Annotated in this window: 19 protein-coding genes; 5 read left to right on the top strand and 14 right to left on the bottom strand. The window is 29.4% G+C overall.

Going from position 1 to position 25,660, the window contains the following annotated elements:
- Positions 1 to 263: 263 nt before the first annotated feature.
- The 9 genes from R4I97_RS09090 to R4I97_RS09050 form a co-directional block, all read right to left on the bottom strand.
- Positions 264 to 1,262: an aldose epimerase family protein gene (locus R4I97_RS09090; RefSeq protein ID WP_335784728.1), complete on the bottom strand. Its 999-nt coding sequence runs from the start codon at positions 1,260 to 1,262 to the stop codon at positions 264 to 266.
- Between the two features lie 96 nt (positions 1,263 to 1,358).
- Positions 1,359 to 1,646, bottom strand: a complete 288-nt coding sequence (locus tag R4I97_RS09085; RefSeq protein ID WP_335784727.1) for a hypothetical protein — start codon at positions 1,644 to 1,646, stop codon at positions 1,359 to 1,361.
- Between the two features lie 161 nt (positions 1,647 to 1,807).
- Positions 1,808 to 2,929 (bottom strand): [FeFe] hydrogenase H-cluster radical SAM maturase HydE, encoded by a 1,122-nt coding sequence (gene hydE, locus R4I97_RS09080; protein WP_335784726.1) that lies wholly within the window; start codon positions 2,927 to 2,929, stop codon positions 1,808 to 1,810.
- Between the two features lie 153 nt (positions 2,930 to 3,082).
- The gene (gene hydF / locus R4I97_RS09075; RefSeq protein ID WP_335784725.1) at positions 3,083 to 4,261 is read right to left on the bottom strand and encodes a [FeFe] hydrogenase H-cluster maturation GTPase HydF; all 1,179 of its coding nucleotides are present in this window, start codon (positions 4,259 to 4,261) and stop codon (positions 3,083 to 3,085) included.
- 311 nt (positions 4,262 to 4,572) lie between these two features.
- The gene (gene hydG, locus R4I97_RS09070; protein WP_335784724.1) at positions 4,573 to 5,997 is read right to left on the bottom strand and encodes a [FeFe] hydrogenase H-cluster radical SAM maturase HydG; all 1,425 of its coding nucleotides are present in this window, start codon (positions 5,995 to 5,997) and stop codon (positions 4,573 to 4,575) included.
- A gap of 40 nt (positions 5,998 to 6,037) precedes the next feature.
- Complete coding sequence (locus R4I97_RS09065) at positions 6,038 to 6,289, bottom strand: TM1266 family iron-only hydrogenase system putative regulator (protein ID WP_335784723.1); 252 nt, start codon at positions 6,287 to 6,289, stop codon at positions 6,038 to 6,040.
- A gap of 188 nt (positions 6,290 to 6,477) precedes the next feature.
- On the bottom strand, positions 6,478 to 8,271 hold the full coding sequence (locus R4I97_RS09060) for a phosphoenolpyruvate carboxykinase (GTP) (protein WP_335784722.1): 1,794 nt from the start codon (positions 8,269 to 8,271) through the stop codon (positions 6,478 to 6,480).
- Between the two features lie 149 nt (positions 8,272 to 8,420).
- Positions 8,421 to 9,740: a sialidase family protein gene (locus R4I97_RS09055; protein ID WP_335784721.1), complete on the bottom strand. Its 1,320-nt coding sequence runs from the start codon at positions 9,738 to 9,740 to the stop codon at positions 8,421 to 8,423.
- Between the two features lie 117 nt (positions 9,741 to 9,857).
- Complete coding sequence (locus R4I97_RS09050) at positions 9,858 to 11,327, bottom strand: sialidase family protein (RefSeq protein ID WP_335784720.1); 1,470 nt, start codon at positions 11,325 to 11,327, stop codon at positions 9,858 to 9,860.
- 445 nt (positions 11,328 to 11,772) lie between these two features.
- Here R4I97_RS09050 and R4I97_RS09045 point away from each other — a divergent pair, with 445 nt between their 5' ends.
- From R4I97_RS09045 to R4I97_RS09025, 5 genes are all read left to right on the top strand, one after another.
- Entirely contained in the window at positions 11,773 to 12,483 is a 711-nt protein-coding gene (locus R4I97_RS09045; RefSeq protein ID WP_335784719.1) for a hypothetical protein, read from the top strand.
- A 26-nt stretch (positions 12,484 to 12,509) separates the two neighbouring features.
- Positions 12,510 to 13,748: a DNA-processing protein DprA gene (gene dprA / locus R4I97_RS09040; protein ID WP_335784718.1), complete on the top strand. Its 1,239-nt coding sequence runs from the start codon at positions 12,510 to 12,512 to the stop codon at positions 13,746 to 13,748.
- A gap of 18 nt (positions 13,749 to 13,766) precedes the next feature.
- Positions 13,767 to 15,872: a type I DNA topoisomerase gene (gene topA, locus R4I97_RS09035; RefSeq protein WP_335784717.1), complete on the top strand. Its 2,106-nt coding sequence runs from the start codon at positions 13,767 to 13,769 to the stop codon at positions 15,870 to 15,872.
- Positions 15,824 to 16,756, top strand: coding sequence for an N-acetylmuramoyl-L-alanine amidase (locus tag R4I97_RS09030; RefSeq protein ID WP_335784716.1), 933 nt, complete (start codon positions 15,824 to 15,826; stop codon positions 16,754 to 16,756). The genes topA and R4I97_RS09030 overlap by 49 nt, the downstream gene beginning before the upstream one ends.
- A gap of 81 nt (positions 16,757 to 16,837) precedes the next feature.
- Positions 16,838 to 18,679: a bifunctional UDP-sugar hydrolase/5'-nucleotidase gene (locus tag R4I97_RS09025; protein ID WP_335784715.1), complete on the top strand. Its 1,842-nt coding sequence runs from the start codon at positions 16,838 to 16,840 to the stop codon at positions 18,677 to 18,679.
- Positions 18,680 to 18,788: 109 nt separating this feature from the next.
- Here R4I97_RS09025 and R4I97_RS09020 read toward each other — a convergent pair whose 3' ends face one another.
- The 5 genes from R4I97_RS09020 to R4I97_RS09000 all read right to left on the bottom strand — a co-directional run bounded on the left by R4I97_RS09020 (position 18,789) and on the right by R4I97_RS09000 (position 25,660).
- Positions 18,789 to 20,660 carry an AMP-dependent synthetase/ligase gene (locus R4I97_RS09020; protein ID WP_335784714.1) on the bottom strand — a complete coding sequence of 624 codons (1,872 nt, stop codon included), beginning with the start codon at positions 20,658 to 20,660 and terminating at the stop codon, positions 18,789 to 18,791.
- Positions 20,661 to 20,750: 90 nt separating this feature from the next.
- The gene (locus R4I97_RS09015) at positions 20,751 to 21,872 is read right to left on the bottom strand and encodes a glycosyltransferase family 4 protein (RefSeq protein ID WP_335784933.1); all 1,122 of its coding nucleotides are present in this window, start codon (positions 21,870 to 21,872) and stop codon (positions 20,751 to 20,753) included.
- Positions 21,873 to 21,940: 68 nt separating this feature from the next.
- A complete protein-coding gene (locus R4I97_RS09010; RefSeq protein ID WP_335784713.1) occupies positions 21,941 to 23,215 on the bottom strand; it encodes a hypothetical protein in 1,275 nt (424 codons plus the stop codon).
- A 368-nt stretch (positions 23,216 to 23,583) separates the two neighbouring features.
- Positions 23,584 to 25,005: a hypothetical protein gene (locus R4I97_RS09005; protein WP_335784712.1), complete on the bottom strand. Its 1,422-nt coding sequence runs from the start codon at positions 25,003 to 25,005 to the stop codon at positions 23,584 to 23,586.
- Positions 25,006 to 25,210: 205 nt separating this feature from the next.
- The gene (locus tag R4I97_RS09000) at positions 25,211 to 25,660 is read right to left on the bottom strand and encodes a hypothetical protein (RefSeq protein WP_335784932.1); all 450 of its coding nucleotides are present in this window, start codon (positions 25,658 to 25,660) and stop codon (positions 25,211 to 25,213) included.

Genomic DNA, 25,660 nt, shown 5'->3' with positions numbered 1-25,660 from the left:
GCGTGCCCTTAGGGTACAAACCCCTACTTCTTTTGCCGATTAGGCACCTACTCGGTGGTGACCCAAAGAAGCAAAAGGACTCCATTTCTACCAAGTATAGCCACAAACTTATGGAATTATTATATATCTATTTTTTTAGATATATAATTTTAATATTTGCACTTTTTGCAACTTTTTGCGGCGGGAAAAAGTTGAATAAAATAAAAAATTTATACAAATAATAAAATTAAGACAATATAAATATTTAATTTTAAACAAATCTATTACAAAGCTGCAAACTTATAAATAGTTCTATGCTTAAACTCCCTGTCTGGATAAAGTATTATGCTTGGAAAATGATTATAATTTAATGCTAAAGTAAAATACTGTGTCTCCAAACAAAAAGCCTCATGTTTGTTTAATACTTGTCCTCTCACTTCTAAATTGTTTAGAGAATTAGCAGTGTATAACAAAACAGAAGGCATATCTGTAAACACCTCTAAAGATATTAAACTTTCTTCTGAAATAACTTTTACTTTAGATTTTTTTATATCATTATCATCAAATACAAAACAGTTATCGCATCCGCCTTTAGATTCTATTATAGTGTCAATCTCTTTCATGTTTCTAAAATCATAAGGAGTATTATCCACTTTTAGAATCTCACCAGAACTATCACCGCTTTCATCTTCAGCTAAATAATAATCAGCATCTATCGATATTTTATGATTATTAATTTTACCCTTTCCATTCAAATTAAAATAAGAATGATTCATTATGTTTACTGGGGTTGGCTTATCAGTTGTTGCTTTATAGTCTATTATAATTTCGTTATTTTCTGTAAGTGCGTATGTAACAATTAAATCTAAATTACCTGGGTAACCTTCTTCACCGTCTTTTGATAGATAATGAAACTCTATTTTATTTTTGTCAATTTCTTTTGAAGTAAAAAATACATAAGAAAGCCCATCAACTCCTCCATGTGTATGATGAGGAGGCTTATTTGGATTCAATTTATATTCTTTATCTCCTATTTTAAAAGAAGAGTTCAAAGTTTTACCAGCTACCCTTCCAACAGTAGCACCCATGTGACCATTTTTTGCCTTGGCACTATAAAAACTAACATCATCAGAACCAAAAGCTACTTCAATATTCTCTCCTCTTTTGTTTTTGAAAAATATCCCTGTTATAGAAGCTCCAACATCTGCTAATTTTAATTTTAAGCCATTATTGTTTTCTAATGTATATAAAAATCCATTTTCTCCAAACTTTTCTTTTGTCATATATTTATCTCCTAATAATATTTTTTTAATTATTTATAACTTTAAATTTCTTAAAAAATTAATAGTACACTTATAAAATAATGCTATCATATACCCTCACATATAATAAAATATTAGTTTCACAAGCATATCCTCTGTAACCTCATCATATAAAACTCTTCTTCCTAAACTATCAACATCTGTATCAAATTGAGTTCTCTTAACAACAGCACTGCATCTATATAAATAGATATTTTTTATGTTCATATATAATTTAAATGTTATATAAAACATAAGCTTATCAGAATCATCATTACAATATTCATGCTCTATAGTAAAATAATTTGACTTGTTTGCTATATTATAAAAACCTCTATTGTTGCATGAATTATTCTCATCATTCAAAGCATAGTTCCTATATACTTATTGAGTAATCTAATCATAATATTTCACTGATGACTTATAATTTTTATTATAATTATTGCAAACAAATATAATAGTATTATTTTACTATTAAGAAATAAAAATATCAATTACATATTATTTTTTGAGTAATATATAAAAAACTATTTTCCTCTATTTATATCAAAATCTCCTCGTTCTCCTGTGAGTGTGTAGCCAATATTCTCCATATTTTTTCTAAGGCTTTCAACTCCTTCGGCAGATTCTGTGCCTGTTGCTATTTTGTTATTATATAATAAATATTTCTTTCTCACATCAAGAGGAGATAAATTAGGCATAACAACATTAGCTCCATAAAGTATGCCAAGCTCTCTTCCTCCTTCTTTAATAGTACCCAAAGCAGTAGTAGCTGGTATCAGTGCCAATGGAAAAATTAAGCGGAGTATGCTTATTAATATTAAAGTAAGTTCTAACTCTCCTTTTTTTTCTTTGGCAAAAGGTGTATCTTTATGAGGCAAAAAAGGTCCTATTCCTATCATCTCAGGATTAATCTCTTGCATAAACATTAAATCATCAGCAATATTTTCCAAAGTTTGATAAGGACTTCCAACCATTATACCTGTGCCTGTTTGATAGCCTAATTTTTTTAAAGTTCTTAAACATTCTTTTCTATTTTCTAAACTCATATTATTAGGGTGAAGTTTTGAGTAGTGAATATTGTCAGAAGTTTCATGCCTAAGTAAAAATCTGTCTGCCCCTTTTTCTTTTAATACTTTATAATATTCCTCTTTTTTTTCACCTATAGATAATGTTAAAGCACAATTATAAAATTTAGTTTTAATTGCTTCAACTATATCAGACATTATGTTTATATTATAATAAGGGTCTTCACCTCCTTGTAATACAAATGTTCTAAAGCCTATTTCATAACCAAGCTCGCAGCATGATAAAATATCTTCTTTGCTTAGTCTATAACGTTCAGCATTTTTGTTGCTCTTTCTTATTCCGCAGTATATGCAGTCATTCTTGCAGTAATTAGTAAACTCTATAAGTCCACGCATAAAAACATATTTTCCGAATATTTTATCAGCCTTTTCTCTTGCCTTAATTCTTAAATATTCTTTTAATTTTTTTACTTCTTCTTTTTCTTTATTATTTAATTTTTTTATATTAATATTATTGTCATATTCAAAAGATGATAAAAGAATGAAAGCATCTTCTTTTGATATTTTTTTTTCTATTTCTATTTTGTTAATAATATCTTTTGCTTTATTTATATTAATCAAGTTTATATTCCTTTATTTTTTTAAAAAATTTAATAAATTATCTTAAATATGAAACACAACTAATATTATTTTACACTTTTTGGTTCTTTTGACGAAGTCCGCACCGCGAGCTGTGGGAAAAAGAACAACAAAAAATTAATAAAATGTAATTAGTTATATATACTTAACTCCATTAATTTTCGCTATAGTCATACCGTAATTAGTGATAGGTACATTCTGCTCTTCGCATATTCTTATTCTATTTAAAATATGTTTTCTGCTACCCATGCATCCTCCGCAGTGTATCACCAAATCATATTTTGATAAATCATCTGGAAAATCAGTACCTGCTACATAATCTATATCAAACTCAAAACCGAATTTCTTTTTTAAGAGATTAGGAATTTTCACTCTGCCTATATCTCCTTCAAGCGGTATATGAGTACAGCTTTCTGCTATTAATATTTTACTTTCTTTTGTTAGACTATCTATAAAATTAGCTCCTCTTTTGTATACTTCTTCATTTCCTTTATATCTTGCAAAAAGTACAGAAAACGATGTAAGTAAACTCTCTTTTGGTTTCAATCTTTCTACTTCTTTGAACACTTGAGAATCTGTTATTATAACTTTAGGAGCTTTGCTTAATGCTTTTAATGCATTTTCAAATTTATCAAATGTAGAAGCCATTATTACAGCCTTATTGTCTAAAATATCTCTTATAGTTTGAACCTGCGGAAGAATGAGCCTGCCTTTTGGAGCTTGAATATCCTGAGGCATAACAAGCATTACAATATCATCTTCTTTTATTATATGCCCTGTTATACTAATCTCTTCTGTTTTTGGGATTGTTAATTTTATAGTGTCAATTAATAAATCTATATTAATTTTGTTATTAGCACTTATTGAAACAGTTTCCAAATCAAATATTTCTTTTATATTTTGTTCTATTTGTTTATAATCATTATTTAAATCTATTTTGTTTAGAACTGCCACAACAGGTATATCTAAACTTGTTAATTCATTTTTCCATTTTAACTCAAGCAAATAATCATTAAAATTAGCATCAAAAACAAGCAAAGCAATATCAGCTAACTCTATTATTTTTTTTGTTCTTTTTATTCTTAATTCCCCAAGCTCACCCTCATCATCAAAGCCCGCAGTATCAACAATAGTGCATGCTCCTATTTTATTTATTTCTATCGCTTTTTTAACAGGGTCAGTAGTAGTTCCTGCAGTATCTGAAACTATTGCAACATCTTGATTTGCAATTGCATTGATAATACTTGATTTACCTACATTTCTTCGTCCAAATATTGCAATGTGTGTTCTATTTGAATTTGGTGTATCATTCATATTTTCTATACCCTATTTATAAATAATATATATGTTTGATTTTGACATATTTACTATTGTAATGTATTTAAATTAATATTTAGCATTGGGGCTTTGCCCCAAACCCCACTTCTTTTGTTGCCACAAAGAAGCAAAAAGGCTATATTTTAGCTTAAAGCTACTGATTTATATTACAGTAAAATAAAATTAATATGATTTAGTATTAATTACTCGCACTTTTTGGTTCTTTTGACGAAGTCCACACAGTGTAGCTGCGGGAAAAAGAAAAATAAAAATCAAAAACTTAAATATATACACTAAAATAAATATATTTAAAACTTAAAATCTCTCCTTCCTTCGTCTATTCCTTTTAAAGCTTCTGCCAATTTTACTTTAACTTTTTCATTAGGTATGCGTTCTATTTCATTATTCATAACTTTGTCTATTGATTTTTTAGTTTCTTCTTTGGCATAATCATTCTCATACTCTTTCAAAGTTATTATAGCATTAGCCTGACAGAAATTTTTTATCTGTCCACTTTTAGCAAATGACATAAACCTGTCGCCTGTTCTTCCTTCTCTATAACAAGCAGTACAAAAGCTCGGAAGATAATCTATATCGCAAAGCCATTTTATAACATCATCAAGTGAACGGTTATCAGATATTTCAAACTGTTTAGAGTTCTCTTCCTCCTCTTCAACATATCCGCCCACACTTGTTCTTGAACCTCCGCTTATCTGTGAAACTCCAACCTCTAAAACCTCCTCTCTTGATTTTTGGCTTTCTCTTGTAGAAACTATTATTCCAGTATAAGGAACTGCAATCCTTAAAACAGCAACTATTTTTTTAAATAAACTGTCTGTTATAGCGTTAGGAAAACTCTTCACATCAACATCATCTGCAGGTCTTATTCTCGGAACACTTATTGTATGAGGTCCGCACCCGAAAGTGTCCTCCAAATGTTTAGCATGATAAAGCATAGCAGTAAAATCATATTTATAATTGTAAAGCCCAAATAATACCCCTATACCAACATCATCAATCCCGCCTTCCATAGCTCTATCCATTGCTTCAGTATGATATTCATAATTACTTTTTGGACCGCTTGGGTGAACTTTCTCATAAGTTGGTTTATGATATGTTTCTTGAAATAATACATAAGTACCAATGCCTGCATCTTTTAGTTTTTTATAATTTTCTACTGTAGTAGCCGCAATATTAACATTCACCCTTCTAATTGCACCGTTTTTGTGTTTAATGCTGTATATTGTTTTTATTGATTCAAGTAAATACTCCATGCTTGCATAGTCTGGGTCTTCTCCTGTTTCTAATGCAAGCCTTTTATGCCCCATATCCTGCAATGCTATCACTTCCGCTCTAATCTCATCTTGAGTTAATTGCTTTCTTGCTATATGTTTGTTTTTAGCATGATAAGGACAGTAAACACAACCATTAACACAATAATTTGATAAATAAAGCGGAGCAAATAAAACTATTCTCTTTCCATATATTTCTAATTTTATTTTCTTTGCTATTTCAAACATTTCATTTTCTATATCTTTATCATCGCAAAGAAGTAAAGCCAATGCCTCATTAGGTTCAAGCCCTTTCATTTCATTAGCTTTGTTTAGTATATCTCTTATATTGTAATTGCCGCTTTCAACTTGAGATATCGTTTTTAATATTTCTTCATCGTTAATAAATTCATTTGCATTTCTTGACTTTGAATCGTACTTAAATAAAGTAGTAGAAGACATAATATAAACTCCTAATAATTAAACTGTTATTTTATTATTATTATTTTTTGTTTGCATAAAGTGCCTTAGCAGAAACACCTTCAAGCATGCCAAGTTTACCAGTCAAACTATTAATTTTATCATTAGGAGCATTTAAGACTATGCTGATTATATTTATATTCTCTTCTCTATAAGGAATCCCCATTCTTCCTATAATAAAATCGCTGTACTCATGCAAAATTTCATTCACCTTTGAAGCATTATCGGTGTTTTCAATTATTATACCTATAACAGCAATTCTATTATTTTCCATAAATTAGATAATATAAAACTTAAAATATTCCTTCATGATAAACATTAACAGTTATTCATTTAGGTTAATAATATTATAATAATTATTTTTAATTTGTAAATAAAATTTTTTATAAAATATATTAAAAAGCCAATAGCTTAATGTTTTAATTAAACTATTGGCTTAATTATTATTTAAGAAAGACTAAATTATTTGCTTAATCTAGCTCTTAATTCTTCTAATTGTTTTTTAAGTCTAGCTGGAAGTCTTGAACCAAATTTAGCATAATGAGCTTCAATCTGATTAGCTTGATCTTTCCAAGCCTCAACATCTACTCTCATAAGCTCTTTGAAATCAGCTTCAGGAATATCTAAACCTTTAAGGTCTAAATCGCCATCTTTAGGCATTTTACCTATAGGAGTGTCAACAGCATCAATTTTGCCTTCAACTCTTTCACACATCCATTTTAATACTCTTGAGTTGTCACCAAATCCAGGCCATAACCATTTACCGTCAGCATCTTTTCTAAACCAGTTTACATAGAAGATTCTAGGAGCTTTATCGCCTAATTTATCTCCCATTTCAAGCCAGTGGTTCATATAATCACCCATGTTGTAACCAGCAAAAGGAAGCATAGCAAATGGGTCAAATCTTAACTGACCAGCAGCACCAATGTTAGCAGCAGTAGTTTCACTTGCAGCAGTAGAACCCATAAATACACCATGATCCCAGCTGTAAGATTCATGTACTAACGGCATAACAGAAGCTCTTCTTCCGCCGAAAATGAAAATATCTATAGGTACACCTTTAGGGTCTTCCCAGTCTTTACATATAACAGGACATTGTCTAGCAGGAGCAGTAAATCTTGCATTAGGGTGAGCACCTTTTTCACCGCTTTCTGGAGTCCAGTCATTACCTTTCCAGTCTTTACCATGTTTAGGAGCAGGACCCATACCTTCCCACCATACATCACCGTCATCTGTTTCTACACAGTTAGTGAATATAGTGTTTTCTTTTATAGAATCCATAGCCATAGGGTTAGAATCATAAGAAGTACCAGGAGCTACACCAAAGAAACCAGCTTCTGGGTTAATAGCATAAAGTCTGCCGTCTTCAGGATTTATTTTCATCCAAGCAATATCATCACCTATAGTTTCACATTTCCAACCAGGGATTGTAGGCTGTAACATAGCAAGGTTAGTTTTACCGCAAGCACTTGGGAAAGCTGCAGCAATGTGGAATCTTTTACCTTCAGGGTTAGTTAGGCGTAAGATAAGCATGTGTTCTGCCATCCAACCTTCTCTTCTAGCCATAGCAGAAGCGATACGTAAAGCGAAACATTTTTTACCAAGTAAAGCGTTTCCGCCGTAACCAGAACCATAAGACCAGATTAAGTTTTCATCAGGGAAATGGGAAATATATTTTTTCTCTATTGGTGCACAAGGCCATTTAGTGTCTTTTTGACCATCAGCAAGAGGAGCACCTACAGAGTGTAGACAAGGTATAAACTCACCGTTAGAACCTAATACATCTAATACTTTAGTACCAACTCTTGTCATTATATGCATGTTACATACAACATAAGCACTGTCAGTAAGCTCAACACCAATTTTAGCTATAGGAGAACCAACAGGACCCATAGAGAAAGGAATAACATACATAGTTCTATTTTTCATACAACCTTTGTATAAACCTTTCATAGTGCTTTTTAATTCATCTGGAGACATCCAGTTGTTAGTAGGACCTGCATCTTCTTTGTTAGGGTAACTAATATAAGTTCTGTCTTCAACACGAGCCACGTCAGAAGGGTCGCTTCTAAAAGAGTGGCTATGCGGTCTTTTAGTTAATGGATGAGCCAAACCTAAATCAACAAGTCCTTGCATACATCTATCGTATTCTTCTTTAGTACCATCGCAAACATATATATCTTTAGGTTCGCACATATCAGCTACTTCTTTAATCCAAGCTTTAAGCTTTTCATGTTTTAAATCTTCAAGCCTCATTAATTATACTCCTTAAAAAATTTGTTGCGATTATTATACAATAAAATTAATTTTTAGTAAATAATTTAAACTTAATAATATAAAAAATTATAAAAATAAAAAAAGAGGGCAAAAACACCCTCTTTTATTTATATATTAATTATTATGGATTATATACCTTCGTAAGAATATTTTCCTCCTGACAATACATATAACCCCATTCTTTTATAAACAATATAAAAAGTTTTTCCAGCTGCATTTTGTATTTCTTCTCTTTCACCCTCTTCTATACAAGTTGCAATACTTCCATCTTTTAATACTTTCATGCTTTGTCTAAAGCTTGTTTTTCTAAATGGAGATGTACCAATAGCATTAGTAATAAGTGTCCAAGTTTGTCCTTCATCTTCACTTATTGACATAGACATAGCATTTTTTACTTGACCTGTTGGACTAGTGTCTCCAGGGTTTGTATAATCTCTATCTGGGGATGAATGCAACAATAATATACCAGATTTAGATATACCATTTTCAGTATATTGAATTCTATCACCAGAAATACTGCCGCCACTATTATTAGGCAACCCAGAAGGCTGAAATGAAGATATATTACCTTCTAAAGAAGATGCCATATACCAAGCTAAAGCTCCATTATTATTATATACAGCAGTAACATCTCCTGTAGTATTTGGCACAGCTGCTATTAACAATTTTCCATCGGTTCTCTCTGCTATTACTCTTGCCCATCTATGACCTGAATATGTAATAGTTGAACCTAATTGCCAAGTAATACCATTATCTGTTGAATAAATTATTGCAGCACCTGCTGGAGTAGTATCAGTTCCTTTAACTTTATAATCTATCATACAAACCAAAGCACCGTTAGCCAATACTACGCCATTACCAGGATTAGTATAAAATCTATTATAGTCTTTTAAAAGAGGCTTAAAAATATCTGTATCTATTACATTAGTCCATGCTGTCCAATTATATCCGTTGTTAGTACTTATACTAACAGATATTTTTGTAACTTCGTCAGCTTGTCCATCTCCAAACCCAATCCCTCCTGTAGCCAATACTACAACACGATTACCTTTAACAAAAGAGACAGGAGAACCATAAGTATCAGAAGTATTTCCAACTCTTATAGGAGATGCACTAAATGTTTCAGCATTTTTAGAAATAGCAACATATACACCCATATCTTTTATTCCATCTACGCCATATACTTTAGGATCTGCTGGCTTATCTCTAATTTCATAAAATACCAATAGATAATTTTCTGGGGTAGCAAGTATAGATGGTGATGTATAAAGATTAAATTCTAGTAAATCGCCTGCTATATTCTTGTAATAATCAAGAGTTTTCTGCTGAGACGGCGAAGTGGGCCATGCAAAATCTTGACGTAAATAAAAGCTTGAAAGCATATAATCTGTTCCGCATCCTGTGAGAATATATATTAAAACAAAAAACAGTATATATTTTTTTAACATAACAAATCCTATAAAAACATAATTTATATATAAAATATATATAAATTACACAGTAAAGTCAAGCAATTATTAAAAAAAGAGGGGGGATATCCCCCCCTCTTTTTTCTAAACTATAATTTAGTTAGCAGTAGTTTGTTTTACTATCTCTTTTTGAGAATATCTTAACAATCTTATAAAGTAGTTTTTCTCAGCACCACCTTTTTCAGCAGCAACAACTATAGTACCATCTGCCAACATATCTACAGATGAAGACTTACCAACAGAATCTAAGAACCAACCTTTTCCTTGAACTGTTAAATTTTGATCAACACAATATAAATGCAAATTCTTAGCAGTCTCTTGAACATGTACTAATATTCCCATTTGAGTACCATCTCCAGAAGTTCCAGCTGAAATTGTAGTACTTCCATCGCCTTCAGTAGTACCAGCATTTATTGTATATTCTTTATCACCGAACCATTTATTTTGAGTGATAAAATAACCAACTGAACCCTCAGAAGCTTTTATATCTTTTCTATTAATAGTTGCAGTACCATCTTTAGCAATCTGTCCTAAAACTCCTGGTCTTAAGCTAGTTGGTACTGCCCAAGGGCTAGGAACAACTATATGTTGATAAGAGCTTTCTGTAGTTTCACCAGTAGAAGAAACTAATTTTGTCTCTTTCCAAGGTCCCAATTTTGCACTATCAGTAGTATAAGCAACTGCATCTTCAAGTTTTGTCCATGTTACAGAACCCTGATTTTGAGATATACTTACACCTTTTATTGTTATTCTTCCCATTAACTCGTAAACTGTACTTTCATCACCTTGATAAGCTAATACAACATCTAAATACATATTACCAGAATTATCAACATAACCTCTTGAAGGAGGAGTAGCAGCCTGATTAAAATTTACATTTTGCTGACCACCAGCAGAAACATTTTCAACATACTTTACTATTGTTTTACCATCTATCTGTATTTCTGTCCAATTACCACTCCAAGTAATTGTTCCTTGTTTATCATCGATAGTACCTTTAATATATTCTATTTTTGATGGTTTTTGAGTAACAGTTGCTTGAGTTGTTCTACCTATACCAGAACCAGAAGTAGCTACTACTACTATATCAGTATTATTTACAAAAACTACAGGAGCACCATGTGAGTCATCAGGTCCAGTAGCTGCTTTTCCACCAACTATATTTTCTTGATTATTAAAGTTATAACCGCTGTCTTGACTTACTTTATAAATAACATCTGCACTATGTATACCATCAATACCTACGTCGTTTCCAGAACCTGATGATTGATATCTTTTTTCAGCGAAAACAAATATTGTACCATTTGGTCTTGCAACAACAACTGGGTTACGATAATAGTCACCATCTGTAGTTACATATACACCTGTATTAGCAATTTCACCGTCTGGTATATCAGCATAACTATTAAATAAACCATCAGATCCTGCTTGATCTTGACCTTGACCACTATCTGGAGGAGCTGTTAATCCACCAAGAGCATCGGTAACAGAATTTTTCTTACAGCTTGCAAACACTAAGCTTAAAGCCATAAGTAAAGATAATAAATAAATAATCTTTTTACTCATATAAATCTCCTTATATAAAATTTTTTTTTGCTTATTTATTTAAAATAAAAATTGCCTTCAACTTTTCTTCCAGCAAAGTTTTTTTAAAGCAATTTATTATTTCCAAAAGAACATATTATAGAGAACTTTTTTGCACTCTATATATACAATATATTAAATAAACAATCAAAGTCAAGTAGAATTTACAATTTATTTACTTGAATTTTTTTGAATTTCCTTAAATTTCGGATAAAACTTAAATAAAAATTAAAATTACATAGTTTTATTCATTTCTTTAGCATATTATTTTATATCATAAACAATATTATCTAATTAAGAAGATTTTTAGTTTATTGTATAAGTAACATAATTATAAATCTTTCGCTTTTTTTGGCAACCCTTTTCCTAATTAATTCTTTACTTTTTTATATAATATAGTATATTTCCTTATGTGAGGGTTTTTAGTATGAAAAAATTTTTTAAAATATCATTGCTTATTTTCGCTTGCTTTTTTTTGATGTCTTGCAATCAAGTATTTAAAAACAGATTTAATCTAAACCGTGCATACAATCTCTACGAGAAAGGGAAAAATGCTGATGATGATAAAGCCCTTCTCGATGTTACAGACACTTACAACGACATCATCAATCAAAAAATTTATGCCCAAGACAGATTAGGGGCAGTATATAGAGTGTTAGCAGAAAGAAGCCTCGCAAAAAAACAATATGCCTACTCTGCAAAATATTTTATAGAAGCTCTAAAAATTCTCCCAAACAGCCCATACTTGCGTTATGGTTTAGGCTTATCTTATGCTAACCTCGCAGAAAGTGCCGACACAGAAACACAAAAAACTAACTTTTTAGCCCGTGCCGAAAATAATATACAGTTCGCCATAAATAAAGACCCAAACAACCCTAACTACTACGCAGCACTATCATCGCTTAGAGGCATACAGCAAAACTACTATGAAGAAGCATTAGAGTTAATAAATAAATCTCTTGAAACTGACCCTAATAATATAGATTATTTGTTCATACTCGCACGCATACAATACAGTTTGGGAAACGGCAAAGAGTCTATTGAAGCCTATAGAAAAATAGTGTCTTTAGCAAAAGAAAACAACGTAAAACAAACGGCCTTAAACAACATAAATCAAATAATTAATCAAATGAATTAGAGTAGGTTTACGGAGAACAAGTTAAAATGCATAGTGATAAAAATACATATCTAATAGCCTTAAATCAGATTGACAAAGTAGGCGACAAAAGAATATCCGAGCTTATTAATCATTATGACTCTGTAGAAAATATTTTTGAAGATAAAGAAGAAAATATAAAATCTCTATTAGAAAAAAAGTTCAAATCACAAATAGGCAATTTTAATAAAAATGAAATATTAGACAAAGCCAACGACATAATAGAAAAATCAAAAACTCATGGCATTGGCATATTAAGTTTATTTGATGAAGATTATCCATTTAACTTAAAGCAAATAGATAATCCTCCGTATATACTTTATTATAAAGGAGATTTAAAAAAGTTAAGAAGAAACTCTATAGCAGTGGTAGGCACAAGATTTCCAACAGATAAAAGCTCTAAATATGCTTTTGATATATCTTCAAAATTATCTGCATTAAATATTTCTGTGGTATCCGGTATGGCTAAGGGAGTGGACAAAGAAGCACATATTGGAGCTATAAGTTCTGGGGCAAACACTGTGGCAGTTTTAGGGTGCGGAATAGACAATGTTTATCCTTCTGAGAATTTAAAAGTTTATAACAAATTAATAGAAAAAGGGCTTATAATAAGTGAGTTTGAAGTAGGAAGAAAACCAGATAAAACAAACTTCCCAAGAAGAAACAGAATAATATCAGGGCTTTCTTATGCTGTTGTTATGGTTGAGGCATCCAGCAAATCGGGGGCTTTAATAACAGTAGACTTTGCACTCAATCAAGGAAGAGATGTTTATATAGCTCCGTACGATGAAAAATTAAAAGAATATTACGGTAATCATAAACTTTATAAAGACGGTGCTAAAATAGCATATAATATATTAGACATATTAGAAGATTTTGATGATATATTTTCTAATGATGAAAATTATGTTAAAATGAAGCTTAAATATTTTGAAGGCGGCAATATTAATAAAAATACAGAAGTTAATGACATTAAAAAAAATAATAAAGTTCAAGATAATAAAAAAGAGAAACAAAATAAAAAGCAAAATAATAATAAAGTAAAAGATGTTGTTATAAAACAAAACTTACAAGATGACGAAGCTTTTATTTATGATATAATAAGTAAAGTTGAAAAAATACATATAGACGATATAATAGAAAAAACCAATATGAAGACTCAAAGTGTTACATCTTTACTTATGCAATTAGAGATTAATGGTTTTATAAAGCAATTATCTGGAAAATATTATAGTATAGAGAAATAAAAATTAAGGATATAAAAAATGGCTACAAAAACTAAAGAAAAGAAAACTACTAAAAAGAAATTAGTAATAGTTGAGTCTCCAGCTAAGGCAAAGACTATAAATAGATATTTAGGGTCAGATTATGTAGTATTATCATCAATGGGGCATTTAATAGATTTGCCAAGAAGCAGATTAGCTATAGATGTAGACAATGGTTTTGAGCCGGAATATATAACAATAAGAGGAAGAGCTAAAATATTAAATGAGCTTAAAAAAGAGGCAAAGAAATCTGAAGAGGTGTTATTAGCAGCCGATGATGATAGGGAAGGAGAAAGTATAGCTTGGCACATAGGAAACAAAATAAGAAGTGTCAATTCTGCTGTACCTATAAAGAGAATAGTTTTTCACGAAATTACAAAAGATGCACTTAAAGAAGCCATTGATAAACCAAGAGACATAGACATAGCAAAAGTAAATGCCCAAAAAGCAAGAAGAGTATTAGACAGACTTATTGGTTATAATTTAAGTCCTCTGCTTTGGGAGAAGATAAAAAGAGGTCTTTCTGCTGGAAGGGTTCAAAATGTTGCTTTGCTTATAATTTGTAACAGAGAAGATGAAATAGAAACATTTGTTCCTGTAGAATATTGGACTTTCGGAGTATTTTTAAAACATAAAAATAAAGAGTTTTTAGCAGAACTTCAAAAATATAAAGGTGAAAAACCTGATTTAAAAACAAAAGAAGATGTTGATGCTATAATGGAGCATTTAAAAGATAAAACCTACACAGTATCAAGTATAGAGATAAAAGACAGATTAAGAAACCCAACAGCTCCATACACTACAAGTAAATTGCAGCAGGCAGCAAGCACATCTTTAGGCTACAACTCATCAAAGACAATGCAAATAGCACAAACACTCTATGAAGGAGTATCTATAGCAGGAGAGGCTACAGGACTTATAACATATATGCGTACTGATAGTGTGAGAATATCTCCAGTAGCACAAGAGCAGGCGAGAGATTTTATACAAAAGGAATATGGAAGCAATTACTTACCTCCAGAGCCTCCAAATTATTCTGTTAAAAAGAATGCACAAGATGCTCACGAAGCTATAAGACCTACTAATGTGTTTTTAACACCAGATAGCATTAAAGAATATTTAAAACCTGAACAGTATAAACTTTATAAACTTATATGGGAGAGATTTGTTTCTTCACAAATGCTTCCTGCAAAAATGAAAAATACAAGAGCAGTAATTGTGGCAGGCGATTGCGAGTTTGCTGTTTCCTCATCAAAAATAGAGTTTGACGGATTTATGAAAGTGCTTACTATAGACAAAGAAGATAAAGAAAAAGCTTCAAAAATGCCAAGTTTATCTAATGGTGAAGTATGTGATTTTGTAGAGCATAATCCTCAGCAGCACTTTACAACACCTCCTCCAAGATACACAGATGCTTCATTAGTAAAAATACTTGAAGAATCCGGTATAGGAAGACCTTCTACTTATGCTCCTACAATAAAAACAATTATATCAAGGCATTATGTACAGAGAAAAGGTAAACAGCTTGTACCTACAGAACTTGGAAAACTTGTCAATGAACTTATAAGTGAAAATTTCCCAGAACTTGTCAATATTAATTTTACTGCCGATATGGAAAGTAAACTTGATAAAATAGAAGACGATAATGTTGAATGGAATAATATATTAAAAGAGTTCTATCCTCATTTTTTGGATACGCTCAAAACTGCCACAGAAAATATTCACAATATGAAAGATTTCTTTAATGAAGAAACTGATTTTGTATGTGAGAAATGCGGCAAGAAGATGATTAAACGCTTGGGAAGATACGGATATTTTATTGCTTGTTCTGGTTTTCCTGAATGTAAGAATACTAAGGGTATATCTTTTGGTATTTGTCCTAAATGCGGAGGCGATATTACATTAAAGCGTTCTAAGAGAGGAAGAGAGTTTTATGGTTGTTCCAATTATCCTAAATGCGATTTTGTAAGTTGGGATAAACCTTTGCTTGAGCCTTGTCCTAAATGTAATGGGCTTATGGTAGAGAAGAATATTAAAAACAAAGGATTGTTTAAAGTTTGTATCAAGGAAGATTGTGGTCATTCAGAGGAAATAAAAGAAGAATAATATTATTTTTGGTATTAGCTCTATTTAATACTTGCTTTTTATATTCTCAGAATAATGATAAAATAAAATTAAACAATTTAAATATTACAGCAGAGGAATTAAAAAATGCTTTTAATCCAGCAAAGAGCAAATTTGATTCTAAAGGCATTACAACAATTATAATAGACCCAGGGCATGGCGGAAGAGATCCCGGTTCTATTGGTGTTGGAAAAATATATGAAAAAGATATAGTTTTATCATTTTCTTTAGAGCTTAAAAAAGAATTGGAAAGTATACTGCCAAATGTAAAGATAGTATTAACAAGAACAAATGATTCCTACCCTACTCTTGCAGAGCGTTTTGAAATAGCAAATACTGCAGCAAAAATAAACACAGAAAAAGCAAATAATGCATTATTGATAAGTGTGCATGCCAATGCTTCATTAAGTTCTAGTGCTAAGGGGTTTGAGGCATATTTTGTAAGTGCTCAGGAATCAAGCGAGTATGCGAGAGCTGTATCTATGTTTGAAAATGATGCTTTGGTGAAATTTGATAAAATAGATTCTGCTAAATACGAAGACTATTCATCACAAGTTACTCATAATTACATGTTAATAGAACAGTATCAAAAAGAAAGCAGAATGTTAGCAGAGTCTATTACTGATGAAGTACATAAGGTATCCGGTGTAGCAAAAAGAACCAAGCCTGTGCAAAATGCATTATTTTATGTTTTGAAAGGTGCAATAATGCCATCTACGCTTATAGAAGTTGGATTTATCACAAATGCCGATGATGCTAAATTTTTGAAAAATAAAGAAACAAGGCTAAAAATGGTAAAAGCCGCAGCAAAAGGCATAAAAAAATATATAGAGCTTTATGATGACACCAAAGGTTTTACAAAATAATTATAATTTGTTAAAAATAAAATAGATATATTCTTTTTTTTCACTATACTTATATATTAGAATAACAACATGGAGCTTTCAATGAAAAAAGAATATATTATAATGGCAATTATTTCATTATTAATCTTAACATCTTGCAATAATTCTAATAATTCTAAAAGACTTTATCCTGAAGGAGAAATTAATTTTACAATAGTTCAAACTACAGATATACATGGAATGATTTTTCCTTATAACTTTATTACAGATAAAGAAGAAAATACTTCTATGGCACAGGTAAGCACATATATTAAAAAATTAAAAGATGAAGGTAAAACTATATTACTGTTAGATAATGGAGATTCTCTTCAAGGGCAGCCTACGGTTTATTATTATAACTTTGTTGCCACTAATGAGCCTCATATATGGGCTGAAGTGCTTAACTATATGAATTATGATGCTGTGGGAGTGGGCAATCATGATGTTGAGGCTGGGCATAATGTTTATGATAAAATAGTTAAAGAGATAAAAGCTCCTTTAATTTGTGCTAACTTGGTAGATGAAAAAACAAAAAATCCATATTTTAAACCTTATACTATAATAGAGAAAAATGGAGTAAAAATAGCAATACTTAGTTTGATAGAGCCTGCAATAGATAGACAACTTCCAAAAGTATTATACGAAGGATTAGCTGTAGAAGATATGGTTGAGTCGGCAAAAAAATGGATAAAAACCATAAAAGAAAAAGAAAGTCCTGATATTGTTATAGGGCTTTTCCATGCTGGTGCCAATTATACAGAAGATAAGGAAACTTTCAAAAATGAGAATGCTAGTCAATTAGTGGCAGAGCAAGTTGATGGGTTTGACATTATACTTGTAGGTCATGACCATCAGGGTTGGTCTGGTTTAGGATACGATGAATCTACAAAGCAAAAAACTAAAGAAGTAAAAAGTCCAAGCGGTAAAGTTGTACCTATATTTGGAGGGGTTAATGCTGCAAGATTCATACCTTCTATTGATGTGAGCATGATTTACACTAACAATGCTTGGGATATTAAATTTAAAGGTGAATTAATTGATGTTTCAAAGTATGAGGCAGATAAAGAGTTTTTAGATAATTTTGATTCTTCTAAAAAAGCTATACAAACTTGGGTGAGCCGTGATATTGGTAATTTGAACACTAAGCTTACTTCTGATGAAGCTATGTTTGGGGATAGCTATTTTTTAAGTTTTATACACAAGTTAGAGTTTACTATAGCTAAAGAAGAGTTGGGAGAGAATGTCGATGTTAGTTTTGCTGCTCCTTTGAGTAAAGATGCTATTTTAAATAATGGTGTTGTAAGGGTTAGGGATATGTTTAGTCTTTATCCTTATGAGAATTTCTTCTATGTGATGAAATTAACAGGAAAACAAATAAAAGATGTTATGGAATATTCTTATGACAGATGGTTTAACACTATGACTAATATTAATGACCACTTAATAGCATTTAAAAAGGATGCAAATGGAGAGTTAATATTTAATAATAGATATAATTCTTATGACACAGTTACACCTACTTATAATTATGAAAGTGTTGGAGGCATTAATTATACTGTTGATGTTACTAAACCTAAAGGTGAAAAAGTTACAATAGAATCTTTTACTGACGGAAGACCTTTTGAATTGGATAAAGAATATAAAGTAGCTATTAACTCTTATAGAGGAAGCGGCGGCGGCGGTCATTTATCACAAGGTGCTAAAATAGATTTAAAAACTTTGCAGAACATGGATTTGGTATTAAAAGCTACAGATAAAGATTTGAGATATTATATTATAGATTGGTTTGAAAAACAAAACGGTGCTATCACTGTTGAAAAGCTTAATAATTGGAAAGTTGTTCCAGAAGATTATGTTGAGGCAGGAAAGAAAAAAGATTATAAATTAATATACCCTAATAATTAAAACTATTATAATAAAAAAAGCGAAGGGGTTTAGTTAACCTTTCGCTTTTTATTTTAACAAGTATTTTTATATAACAAAATATAACCCAAGTTTTAACAATTTAAAAATATTATTTTTTGTAAAGCTCTTCTATTTGGTCTTTATATGCTTCCATTATTTTATGTCTCTTTATTTTTAATGATTGAGTGAGAAGTCCATTTTCTATAGTAAAATCTTTGCTCGTTATGATAAGCTTAGAAATAATTTCATAAGGTCTAAAACCATTTTTACTATTAACCAATCTATTTAATTCATGCTTAATAAGTTTAACAACCTCTTTAGAGTTTTCCATGTCATCTTCATTGTAATGTATTTTATGTTTATTCAAGAACTCTTTAACATTCTCTTTATCTATTACAACTATAGCACCAGTAGACGCCTTATCCTGACCTACAAGCATTATCTGAGAAATATATTTAGATTCCATAGCCTTATTTTCTATAGGCTGAGGCTCAACATTTTCACCTGTTAGAAGAACTATAGTTTCTTTTGCCCTTCCTGTAAGCACTATTTCACCTTGTTGTGTATAAGCTCCCAAATCTCCAGAATTAAAGAAACCATCTTTTTTGGCCTGTACTGTTAATTCTTTATCTTTATAATACTCTTTAAAAATATTAGGACCTTTAATATAGCATACTCCCATCTCCCCGTCTTTACAAATATTTCCATTTTTGTCCCTAACCTCTATTTGTACTTCCGGTACAGGTGCTCCGCAAGTTCCTCTATAGTTTTTAAAAGGAGACCTTAAAGTTACTACAGGTGCTGTTTCCGTAATACCCCAACCAACAACTAAATTGATTCCAGTAGCTTCTATAAAATCTTCTATATACATAGGCAAAGCTCCGCCTCCAGATATAGTTAAGCGAAGTCTGCCTCCTGTAAGTTCTTTAATCTTTTTATAAACTAATTTTTGCGCCATCTTATGACACATAGGGTCTAATGGCAATATATCATATTCTATCTTTTTGCTTTCTTTCTTTTCATCTCCAAGAAGATAAATCATATTATTTTGGTATCTTAAATTTCTTATATATCTAATAGAGCCTTGTATAAAAGATTTAACCATCATTTTTACTGCCATAGGCTTTTTGTCTATATTTTTCATCACACCATTATATATATTAACCCAAATAGCTGGCACTGATATAAATATATCAGGCTTCTCCTCAACAAAATCATTCTTCAAATCTCTTTTATTAGTAATAGCAGTAAAACATCCACAAATAGCAGTAACATAAGAAATTGTTCTTTCATATATATGCCATATTGGAAGAATAGTTAAAAGTTTCTCTCCCTTTTGAAGTTTTATTATATCAGGCAGCACCCTAACATTATGCAAAATGTTACCATGAGTAAGAATTACGCCTTTAGGTTTGCCTGTTGTACCTGATGTATATATTATAGTGGCCGTATCATCATTATTTATCTTTGAAGCTTTTTTTACAGCAAACTCTTCATCTCCATTTAAAGCCTCTTCTCCAAACTCTAAAAACTTACTAAATGAATAAATATTATTTTTAGGATCATGAATAGAATTATCTAAAACAAGTATAAGCTGTATTTTTTTGGAAGATCTATCTATTTTATTTAATACATACTGATTTTCTACTATTACAGCCAATGAATCACTATGATCTATTATGTAATTTAATTCTTCAGATGTAGAATCATTCCCCCTAGGAACATCTGCTGAGCCTATAGCCAAAAGTGCCATATCACATATAAACCACTCTATACGATTCTCTGAAAATATTGCAACATTTTTTCCTGCTAACCCCTTTGCATCAAAAGCCTTAGCAATAGCATTTACTTTTTCATATAATTTTTTATATACTATAGTTACTTTTTCACCATTATTGTTTCTATATCTATAAGCAGGACTTTGAGGCATTTCCTTTACTGTTTCAAAAAATGCACTAGCTATAGAATTATATTCTTTCATAAATCCCCCAATCATGATTTTTTTATAGTTAATTATTACTATATCATAAAAGTAATTACTTCTAACTATAATAATATATATAAAAAAATATTACAAGTTGTTTTCAATATACTCTAAAACGCTTGAACAATAATTTTCCACTCTGAATATTGATAAAATATTATTAGACAGTAATTTTCTTTTTATGCTGTCATTATTAATATATACTTCATACATAGAATTAGCTGTATCATTAACACTGCTCATATCACAAGCTATACTGCAATCTTTAGCAACCTCATAAACACCAGAATGTTTTGAAATAATAGAAATACAAGAACAGTAAAGAGCCTCTATAACTGTAAGTCCAAAAGGTTCATTTATAGCTGGCATAACAAGACAGTAGCTTTTGTTAAGTAAAGCCTTCTTCTCTTCATCACTAATAAAACCAGCAAATATAATATTATTTTCCATTCCAATAGTGTAAACTAATTTTTTCAATTTATCTTCATACCTACCCTTTCCAGCTATTATAAACTTTAAATCTTTATTATCAATTCTCTCTAAAAAACTCTTAAAGGCAATAATAGCATTTTCTATATTCTTAACTTTTTCTAATCTCCCCACATAAAAAAAATGCTCTGCATCTTTTATATTCATAATATCATCAAAACCAGTCACGCAAGGATATATAACTTTGCTATCTCTACCATAAACACGTCTTACAGAATTTGAAGTTCTCTCACTATTAGCCATTATATAATCTATAAATCCAACCCCTAACCTATCTAATTTCATAGTATAACGAGCAATAAAATCTAAAGTTTTTTGTTTGATTTTATAGCTTTCATCATCTTCGCCATAAAGTCTCACACTCGGTTCATGACAATACCAAAAACTCTTTGGGAACTTTATAGATTTTTTTTTAGCATATTTATAAGCTAAACCAAAAAATATAGTAGCTGGAAAATTATGAATTAATATTGCATCATAATCTTTTAATTGATAAGCCAAAAATTTCGCAGTTTTTCTAAAAATAAATGGATTTAAAGTTATATCCGTTTTTATTTGTTTAATATAGCTTGGAACATTTTCTCTTAACTTGTAAGTATAAATAGTACATTCAATATCATACTTCTCATAAAAATGCTTAACTGTAGCAAGTATAACATTTTCTGCCCCGCCATTATATCCAAAAGTAGGATGCATTATAGCAATCTTTTTTATCTTCATTTGATTATAATAATTCATTTTAAAATAACTTACAACAGAATTTTTTTATATAATATTTTTTATAGCAATCAATTAAACAAATAAGCCAAATAATGTTCTTTATTTACATACTCTTTTATATTCTTATTATTAATAAATATTTTTCCATAGCCTTTTTCTTTCATTATTATAATAAATGAATCTGTTACTCCGAAAACTAAATTATCTATATTAGAATAAAAATCGCTAGGGGCATTGTATTTTTTTAATAATGCTTCAGGCTCATTTACTAAATCTTTAAGATAAGGGCTTATTAATTTCTGACTTCCTAACTCAAATGTTATAAACATATTATCTATTTCATCAAGCTGCAAATCTTCCATCTTTGAAGCTCTTTTATATAAAGATATTGTTTTATCATCATAGTATAATATATTAAAGCTTTTAAACTCTTTAAGTTCATTATAATAATCAGCATAATTATCAATATAATTTAATATGCTATCATCAATCAATGATTTCCAATGTCTTTTTTGAGATTCTTTTACATAAAGTGCAACCATGTCTTTATTTTCTTCTATTTTATTTTTCAAAAACTCATCTGAAAACTCTCTAACTCCATTAATAGAAGAATTTATTTTTTCTTTTCCATTGATGAAAAGATAATCAAAATTGAATACATTCTGAGAGAATATTCTCTCAGAACTGAATAAAATACCTTTGTAATTAATTAAATTAAATATTTCTACATTATGCATCCTTATTATTTCTGCTTCATCTTTCCTTATAATTTCAAAAACACCTTCTATTTTTACAGGCTCTCTTAAACTTTTTTTAATATTATCACCAACATAGTCAACAATACTGTCATAAGGCTTAAACTCAATAACATATTCAATTTGTGATTTTGATATATCATCCAATTTTGTTTTGAATTTGATTTCAGCAAAAGTTTCTGGCTCATATCTATAATTTCTCTTACTATCTGATGAATGCTTAGCAGTCAAAATTGCTTTATCATAATATTTTTTAACAGATATTCTTTCAGGTGAAAAATAAACATCATTTATAATAAAACCATTATCATTATTTATATATATTCTTCCTATATATGGAAAAACATCATTTTTAGATAAATATAAATCATTATAATTATCATTTGTTCTATGCTCATAAACATAAACATATATATTGTTTACTTTATCTTTAAGCATAAAAAAATTATTCTTATAAAATCTTACAGGGTTTTTCTTAGCATTATTTTTCGGTATATTAATAATTATTATCACAGCAGCTACTAAAATCACTACTGCTAACAAAATTATTATATCCTTATCCATAAATTTAGTTATTAAATTTTTCATTGTTGTGTTATCCTTATTGTTGTTATTCTTGCCATTGGTCAGTCTATAATAACCTGCTTGGCGACTTAAGCTCACTTGTTTTAGTTCTTATGCTCATAACAATAAACTGCTTAATATATATTAAAAATTTTTAAGTTTGTCAATTTTTATATTTTCTCAACTTTTTCCCGCTGCACACGCTTTGTGGACTTCGTCAAAGTTGCAAAAAGTGCAAGTATGAAATTAGTGCTAAATAATACTCATTTTGTTTTACCTATAATATAAATTATTAAATTTAATCAAAATATATCCTTAAAATCTTAATATTATTAATAACAAATTATTATTTTTTACAAAATCCAATATGTAAAAATTAATCATTAAATCAATTATTTCCCATTAAAAAAATTAAATAAATAATGACTTTCATTTAAATAATTTTTTAAATCATTTGATGAAATAAATATTCTTTCTGCAATTTCTTCATATTCATCTGCAGAGTCATTAATAGCTAAATCAGAATATTCAGGCATTACTATAATTCCTGTATCTGTTAAAAGAAATATTAACTTATCCATATTATTATAAAAATTTTCAGTAAGTTTATAATTAGACAATAACTCTTTACTATCAACAACTAAATCTTTTAAATAGGAACTTATACTTTTTTCACTATCTAATTCAAATATAAGAGAATGATTCTTTACAATAGCTTTTTTAGTTTCTGCATTTGTTTCTACAGTTCTTTTGTATACGCATATTACTTCATCATCATAGTATGATATATCAAGGCATCTAAAGTCTTTAAATTTCCTATAATATATAAGACCAATATAATCTAAAGGACAGAATATATCAAAAAGAGCATTTTTATGGTTCAATTTCTCTTCAAGCTCTTTTCCTTTTTCTTGTTTGAATCTTTCATCAAAATTATAAGCTCCGCTGATAGCCATATTTATTTTTTCTTTTCCTCTAATAAAAGGATAATTGAAATTAAATAAATAATTAGTAAGCATTTTCTTTGTTTCATCAACTCCCAAACCTTCATATTTGTAAGATAATTTATCAGGAAAGCTCATCTGTTCAATTGGAATATAAAATTGCTTTATTTCTATTTCAGGTTTTCTAATAACTTCAAAAACTCCTTCTATTATTTTATTTTCAATATTCATAGTATATTCAATTTCAGATGCTTTTTCATAATCTAAATCTTTTTTAAATGTTATACTTGCTAATTTGTCTCTTACTTCTTTTTTTGAATACCAGCCCTCAAATTTAGGTTTATCATTTGGATTAAATTCATAATATTGAAAAGGGGTTTCTATTTTGTATTGTCTGTAATATAAATCCTTAAAATATTTTTTGTCATAATCATGGTAAACCGCCATTTCATCTACGTATAATTTACTAGTTTCACGAATAATTAATTCATCACCGTTATTTATAAATATTTGACTTGGGAAACTGTCAAAATATTCATTTGCAAAACCGTCAAATTGTCTTTTTCGTTCATCTTCTGCCCAATTGTTGTTTAATGATAGTATATCCTCCATTTTAGAATGGTGATCGTTAAACCATTTTGCATAGGCTTTATCTTTATATATATAGCAATAAATATATATATTATTTACTTTATCTTTAAGCATAAAAAAATCTTTTCCATCTACTATTATTTTATTTTGAGAATACCATTCCTTTGAACGCTTCTTTATATACATAAAAATAATATAAAAAATAATAATAAAAACTAAACCTACAATAAACTTAGTATTATCATCTTGATTTAATAGAAACTCAAATATATTTTCCATTATAAAAACTCCTATTGTTTTAAGCTATAAATGAGCAGCGAGTTTATAGCTTAAAAAATTATTTTTTGTTTTAATGTTTATGTTTTATAGTTGTTAATAAACCTTATTGCTAAAAACAAAAAGCTGTAACTAAGAAAGTGAATAAAAATGTAAAAATATTTTTATTCACTTTATTGTATCTAATTACAATTTTTTAATATATTCTTCAATATAATTTTTTTAATTTACGCAAATTAATTGATGAAACTTGCTGTGTTCCTTCATAAACAGACATTTCAAGTCCTTCATTACTAAATTTAAACTCTATGTAGGCATCATTTTTGGATATAGTTTTATAATGATTCTCTGATACTTTAGATAATTTATTATTTGCTATATTTCCTTTTATAGCTCTGTCGCTTTCCATAACAACATCTACGCACTTTTTTACAACTTCTATTGTAGATTCATCATTAGGATAGTTAATTTCTATACCATTATAACCTACAATTATAAGAAGCGATTTCATATATGTTTCATCAGCTGACATAAAATATTGACCGTATAGCTCTTCAGGTATATTTGTGTTTTTTTCTGTTTTTTGAGAGCATGCAATATTTGTTACTAAAAAACTTGAAATTAATAAAAAGAATAAAAATTTTAAAATATTTTTCAT

This window comes from Brachyspira pilosicoli, assembly GCF_036997485.1.
Taxonomy (GTDB): Bacteria; Spirochaetota; Brachyspiria; order Brachyspirales; family Brachyspiraceae; genus Brachyspira; species Brachyspira pilosicoli_C.
This window is presented reverse-complemented; position numbering and strand designations above follow the sequence as displayed.